General features: G+C 57.3%; 1 protein-coding gene. It reads left to right on the top strand.

Translation table 11 applies throughout. From position 1 onward, the window contains the following. Positions 1-1,497, top strand: a 1,497-nt coding sequence (locus tag ACYZGB_RS22725; protein WP_462391253.1) for an FG-GAP repeat domain-containing protein, incomplete at both ends; no start/stop codon positions are given.

The raw sequence follows: 1,497 nt of genomic DNA, 5'->3' as shown, positions 1-1,497 counted from the left end.
CCGACACCGTGCTGGGCCAGGCAACGCTGACAGCGGCGTTGGGCACGGGCCAGTCCCAGACACTGACGATCGATGTCTCGGGCTTGCTGCCGTTCCGCGATGCGCCCATCCATGTGGTGGTGGACCCTTCGGGTGCGCTGGCCGAGAGTGACAAGGCGAACAACGTGCGCTCCAGTGCGCAGGATGTGCTGTTTGTGCCTCAGGTTGGGACATTCGCGCCCAAGGAGAAATGGCAATGGACGGGTGGCGGGGTCATGATGTCGCCCGTGGTCGGCCGAATCCGCGATACCAATGGAGACGGTCGAATCGACGCGCAAGACACACCACAAGTAGTGTTCACGGCGTACAACGGAAGCTACTTCGCTCCCTCCGATATTTATGTCGTTGACGGATCAACGGGTGCGCAGATTCTGCGGATTCCTGCCAGTAGTTTCGGTGGTGCGCACAGTCAGACAGGGCTTGCGCTTGCAGACCTGGACATGGATGGCGTGCCAGAAATCTTGGCCATCAATGTCAATGGAGGCTTCTCGGTTTTCCGCAACGACGGGACGCTCAAGTTCCAGGTAACGGGTAGTGTGCCTATTGCGATATCTGTAGCCGACCTTGATGCGGACGGTGTTCCAGAAATCCTGTTCGGTAACTCGGTCTTCGACAACAAGGGGCAGCTCAAATTCACCCTGGCCGATTGTGTAGTTGATCACAGCACTTACGCCTCCAAGCTATTCCCTGACAGGGCTGGCTTGCAAATTCTCTGTGGAGGCAAGATCTATGACAGCACCGGCAATCCGATCGTGTCGCTTCCGATCAATAGTGTGTACCGATTCGCTGTTGCAGACTTTCTGAGCAACGGCAAACCACAGTTCGCGCTCGTATCGAATGGTTCGCTGTTCCTCTCGGATGATCAGGGCAACCTTCTTTGGAACGTTTATTTGGGTGGTGGCCACGGGGGCGTTCCAACGGCTGCCGATCTTGATGGCGATGGTGTGCCAGAAATCGGTGTCGCTGGTGCGGGGTACTACACGGTTGTGAAAGCAGACGGCTCGATTCTTTGGCAGTCGGTGGTGCAGGACTATTCGTCTTCGTCTACAGGCTCGACGGCCTTTGACTTCGACGGCGACGGCAAAGTGGAAATCGTCTATCGAGACGAAGTGCGATTGTTTGTCCTGGACGGTGCTACCGGTAAAACTGTGTTCTCTACGGATAGCGGGTCGCTTACCGGGGCTGAATACCCATTGGTGGCCGATGTGGATGCCGATGGCCACGCGGACATCATCGTGCCCGAGGATGCAGGCAGGTTTGTCGGTATTCGAGTGTTCGAGGATCTGAACAACTCCTGGGTACCTACCCGTAGTGTGTGGAACGAGTTCAACTACAGCATCACGAACATCAACGACGACCTGAGCGTGCCGCGCAACCCCGTGCCCAGCTGGAAGAGCCACAACACCTTCCGCCTGAACCGCCGCATGGACGCTGACCCCCGGGCCATCGCAGACATCA

The organism is Acidovorax sp. Q11 (genome assembly GCF_054950075.1).
Note: the sequence above shows the minus strand (reverse complement) of the source record. Positions and strands in the feature narration are given on the sequence as shown.